This window comes from Kitasatospora sp. NPDC057904, from assembly GCF_042887925.1.
GTDB lineage: Bacteria > Actinomycetota > Actinomycetes > Streptomycetales > Streptomycetaceae > Kitasatospora.
The window spans coordinates 1-4,339 of sequence record NZ_JBHVOL010000060.1 but is presented as its reverse complement, the minus strand read 5'-3'; the positions used below and the strand labels follow the sequence as shown (position 1 = coordinate 4,339).

The 4,339-nt window shown below is 65.8% G+C and carries 4 protein-coding genes and 1 pseudogene; 1 reads left to right on the top strand and 4 read right to left on the bottom strand.

The window, feature by feature from the left end:
• Nucleotides 1-1,344 (bottom strand): hypothetical protein (locus ACFVSN_RS45015; RefSeq protein ID WP_381441134.1); only part of this gene is annotated, 1,344 nt, incomplete at its 3' end.
• A gap of 2 nt (nt 1,345-1,346) precedes the next feature.
• Nucleotides 1,347-1,754: a hypothetical protein gene (locus ACFVSN_RS45010; RefSeq protein ID WP_376006132.1), complete on the bottom strand. Its 408-nt coding sequence runs from the start codon at nt 1,752-1,754 to the stop codon at nt 1,347-1,349.
• A gap of 130 nt (nt 1,755-1,884) precedes the next feature.
• On the opposite strand from ACFVSN_RS45010, the gene ACFVSN_RS45005 reads away from it, so the two are divergent.
• Nucleotides 1,885-2,172, top strand: a complete 288-nt coding sequence (locus tag ACFVSN_RS45005) for a hypothetical protein (RefSeq protein WP_376006130.1) — start codon at nt 1,885-1,887, stop codon at nt 2,170-2,172.
• Nucleotides 2,173-2,455: 283 nt separating this feature from the next.
• Here the strand turns inward: ACFVSN_RS45005 and ACFVSN_RS45000 are convergent, their stop codons facing one another.
• The gene (locus ACFVSN_RS45000; protein WP_376642811.1) at nt 2,456-3,856 is read right to left on the bottom strand and encodes a protein rep; all 1,401 of its coding nucleotides are present in this window, start codon (nt 3,854-3,856) and stop codon (nt 2,456-2,458) included.
• Between the two features lie 131 nt (nt 3,857-3,987).
• Nucleotides 3,988-4,339 (bottom strand): annotated as a pseudogene (locus ACFVSN_RS44995) (hypothetical protein); the annotation flags it as partial.

The window sequence follows — 4,339 nt, the reverse complement described above, 5'->3', positions numbered from 1 at the left end:
GTCTACGACGGTGGGGGCAGCCGCGGGGATGACGTCGCGGCGGAGATGCGCGGTCGAGGCGATGAAGCCGGGGAGCTGGTCTTCATCCAGGTCGCCAACGCGGACTCGGTCGTATCGACCGCCCAGGCCGGGGACGCCGGTGACGACGCAGACGCCGACGTTGGTCTCCTTGTCCACGAGCTTCGAGGGGTCGTTGGGCTCGTCCTTGCGGATGCCCGAGCCGAGGGCCGCTTCGGCCGCATCGATGGTGAACGTCGGGAAGCAGACGCCGACCTCCAGGTTGTCCCTGACGGCGGTCGGGATCGCGTCGCCGGTCTGCTTCTGGGTGCCGAAGATACCGATGACGCCGAGCCCGCGACCCTCCTTGGAGATGGTCTGCATCATGCGCTGGTTGGACTCGATGACCTGCTTGTCCTTGCCGGTCAGGCCCTTGGTGTCGGCGTAGTTGTGGCACTCATCCATGAGCACCAGGACGAGCGGGTTGGTCTCGGTCGGCCCGTGCTTCCAGAACTTGTGCGTCCCCCGTTCCTCGACCAGGGCGGCCGGGCGGTCCTTGAGCAGCCGGACCAGTTCGGTCAGGCGTTGGTTGGCGGTTTCCGGGTTGTCGCCGACGACGAACATGGCGCGGTCTCCGGCCTGGCCCCAGTCGCCGTATCGGGCGTCGGAGGTCTTGCCGTCAAAGATGGCGAACTGCACGGTGGCGCGATTCGCGAGCGAGGCCATCCAGGCGAGCATGAGCATGGTCTTGCCGTAGCCGGGGAGGCCCGCGACCTTGATCCCGCTCAACTGCCGTAGCGGGATGGCGACTTGGCGCATCCAGGGGTTGTGACCCATCGGGAGGACCCAGTCGTCAGCGTCGGGCCAGGCGTACGGCGCGTGCTCGTCGAGCGGGTTGCCGACGATGCCCCGGACCTCCACGAGTCCGGCCTTGAGTCGGCGGACTTCCACGGTCTGGCAGTCCCAGGCGTCCGCGAGCCAACCGCCGGCCTTTTCGACTTCCTCGACCCCGACCTTCGGGATCGTCTTGATGACGGCCCGGATGCCCCACGGCTCGGGGAGCACCCTGATCTTCGGGACGACGGTGACGGGCTTGGCGGTCTTGCCCTGCCAGTCCTTGCGGCCCTTGGTGTTCTCGTCCACGCGAGCGAGGCCGACGTTCGGGGCGAGGCGACGCCAGCGGCGGGAGACGGCCCAGGCATGGCGCATCCGAGCCCGCTGGAGGGGAGTCGCCCGGATGTACCGGTAGGTGGCGATGAAGAGGCGAGCCGCCCCCCAGGCCGCCAGCACCGCGAGAGCGATGACGGCGACCAGGGGAGACAGGCTCAGGGAGTCGGTGACAGACACGGTCAGCCTTCCTGCGAGGCGGACTTACGGGAGGTGGGAACGGCGTTCAGGGGGCGGATCTCGTCGGCCTGGTACCAGGCAGTGCCGCCGACGACCTTCTCGTTGCCGTTGCGGTCGGTCCGCTTCTCGGCCGGGGTGACACCGACCCGGAAGCCGACCAGCTCGACCGGCTGCGGCATCCCCTGGAGCGGGGCGGCGGGGTCCTGGTGCGAGAGGACACCGACCTTGAGGATCTCGTTCTCGGTCCGGCCGAACTGGGTGAAGGAGGCGACGACCTGCACCTCCCACTTCGGCGTGCCGTCCTTGGCGGTGTCCTGCTGCTGGGTGCCGAACTGCATCTTGGGCGAGGAGCTGAGGAACATGACCATCGAGAAGGTGCGGGCCTGGTCGACGTGGAAGATCGCGGGCATGAATCTCTCCTTGTGACAGATCGTCAGGTGACGATCGCTCGTCTACGGGGTGTTGCGTGCTCTACCCTGAACCTCATGCACGGGGGTTGTCAACCAGGTTATCGCCAGACGTAGTCAAGGATGGTCGAATATGTCGGAGTCAGTACCGGCCGAGATCCGTACAAAGATGCAGGTGAGGCTGCAAGCGATCTCTGAGCTTGCCGGATACCTCGGACATGCCGACGCGGCCATGTCCCGTGATCCGGCCGAGTGGCATCGGAACCTGATCCGGGCGTTCTCGGATCTGGCGGAGGAGGCGAAGGCGGCGGAGACCGAACTCTCCGTGCACGCGGTGCAATCGAAGGCCCTCACCACGACAGAGGTCTCGAAGGCTGCGAAGGTCAGCCGGACCGCGATCTACAAGAGGATGCGTGAGTAGCGGAATTGGAAGAGGCCCCCGTCGAATTCGGCGGGGGCCTTTTCCGTTGTTCCCGGCGGGGGCCGGAGCTTCCGCCGCAGGCGGTCGAGTTTTTTTTGTGGTTCCGGGCTGAAGAAGTCTTTAACCGTTGCTGATCAGTGGGGCCCCTCCGAGAGCAAGAAAGGGGGCCGAGTGCCCACTTCGTGCGGTGAGGGCATCCAGCCCTCTCCATTGGTACAAGTGTAATGGCCCCCTTTCATGCTCTCGCCCCACAGATCACCAACGGTCAAACACTTCTCCAACCCTAGGCGACATTGTCTTCTGACGGTTCGTCAGGGGTTTCTGACGTGTCGTCAGGAGCGAGTTTCTTGACTGCCCAGATTTGGTGTGCAGTGAGGAGCTTGACGAGTGCCGGAAATCCGCCTCGTTCGACGGCTTCGAGGACTCGGGCTTCGAGGCCGTGGGCGACGACCATCTTCCAGGCCGACTCGGCCAGCTCGGCCACCTCCCCGCCGGCCACTTCTTCGGCGGCGTGCTCTTCGTCGCTGATCTCGTCCACTCCGAGCCGAGCCTTGAGCTTGGGTGACCAGCGAAGCCAGGACTTGCCCTTGGTCGCCTTCTCGTACTCAATCCAGAGGTCAACGACCGCAGCGTCCCCGGTCGCAAGCAGGTACTCGACCATTTCGAACGGCGTCAGACTTCCCAGCTTGCCTTTCTTGAGATCACCGCGAGCGACCTCATTTCCGATGTGGCGTCCGGAGTCCTGAGCCTTAGCGATGTATTCCCCGGCACCTTCGGCAGTCATGACCTTGTCCCACTTGACCCCATGAGTCTTATCGGCCGGGAATCCATGCTTCTTCGTCCAGGCCATCCAGAGCCGTTGCCACCGGGCCATCATGTACGTGAGTTGGATGACATCAGGCTCCGAGTCGAAGCAGACGATCACGTGAAGGTGCGGGTGCCACCCGTTCTTTCCGTAGGTGATTTCCCGCGAATTGATGGTGCCGATCTTGCCGGTGAGCTTCTTTTCACGGTTGGCCATGTTGCCATTTCCGAGTTTCCGGAATGCGTCGTTGAGTGCGTCGAGGAGTTCGGCCAGCGCGTGCCCTTTGGCATGCCGGACGGTGAAGGTGACCATCCAGGCAGAGCCACCCGACATGATCAGGTTGGCGACGCCGACAGCGATCTCGTTGGCCCGCTTGGCGCGGATCTTGGCCGAGCAGACCGGGCAGAGCCAGCCGTTCGCGCAGATGCAGACACCGGAGGTGTAGGCCACCCCGTCACGGACGTGGATCTTGACCCGGTCGACCTTGCCGTTCTGGCCTTGAGCCATGACCCGTCCGCAGGCCGAGAGCCGCTTGACCGTCGTGAACGACCAGATGGCCCGACGGATCTCGAAGCGGCGGCGGCGACGGCAACACGGATCGGTGCCCTTCCCGCATTCGTGCTGGTCAGACCCGGTTTTCCCCGCAGGGGGGGAAACAAAGTCCGTAGTAGTACCAAGGGGGGCGTCCGCCAGGCCGCCAGAGGCGGCCCGGCGCCCCTCAAGGCCTTCGGCAACGGGGCGCCGGGAGACCTGGCGGCCACCCGAGGCCCGCAGGTGTTTCGCGGCCTGTGCTCCATCCAGCGGGAGGACCGGGGGCACGTCGTCATGCGGGGTGGCTACCTGTGGTGCCGAGCCGTCGCCGTGCTCTACCGTGGTCATGAGACGTTCTCCGTTCGCGTTCCAGGTGGCGGAGAGCAGAGGCCCGGCCGTTGCGAGCGGTCCGGGCCTCCGTCGTTCCGTGTGATCCTGTCTCCCGTGGCTGACCGGCGTGGTAGGAACACGCCGGTCGGTCACTTCTGCTTCTGCGGCCCCATGAGGCTCTTGATGACGAGCCAGCCGAGAGCGCACGAGATGGCCCCGATGCCGACCGCGACCGCGACGACGGCGACGGCCAGGAGGACGGCGACGACGAGGGCTCCGGCCCCGCCAGCCGCGACGAGCTGTCCGGCGTGCTGGCGGAGCCAGGAGGGCGCGGGGGCGGCCTGCTGGACGATGACGTACGGGGCGGGCTGCTGGAGGCTCTGAGGGACGCTCAGGGCCTGTCCGGGGCCGATGTGGATCGGTGTAGGTGTGTAGACCTGCTGGGGGCCGTACGGGTCGCTCATCAACTTGCCTTCCGGGCGCGGCGGGTCTTCTTCTGGC

Bases quoted from the DNA above. Each gene is read 5' to 3' on its own strand.
- ACFVSN_RS45000 (WP_376642811.1), bottom strand. From the start codon at position 3,856: ATGACCACGGTAGAGCACGGCGACGGCTCGGCACCACAGGTAGCCACC.
- ACFVSN_RS45005 (WP_376006130.1), top strand. From the start codon at position 1,885: ATGTCGGAGTCAGTACCGGCCGAGATCCGTACAAAGATGCAGGTGAGG.
- ACFVSN_RS45010 (WP_376006132.1), bottom strand. From the start codon at position 1,754: ATGCCCGCGATCTTCCACGTCGACCAGGCCCGCACCTTCTCGATGGTC.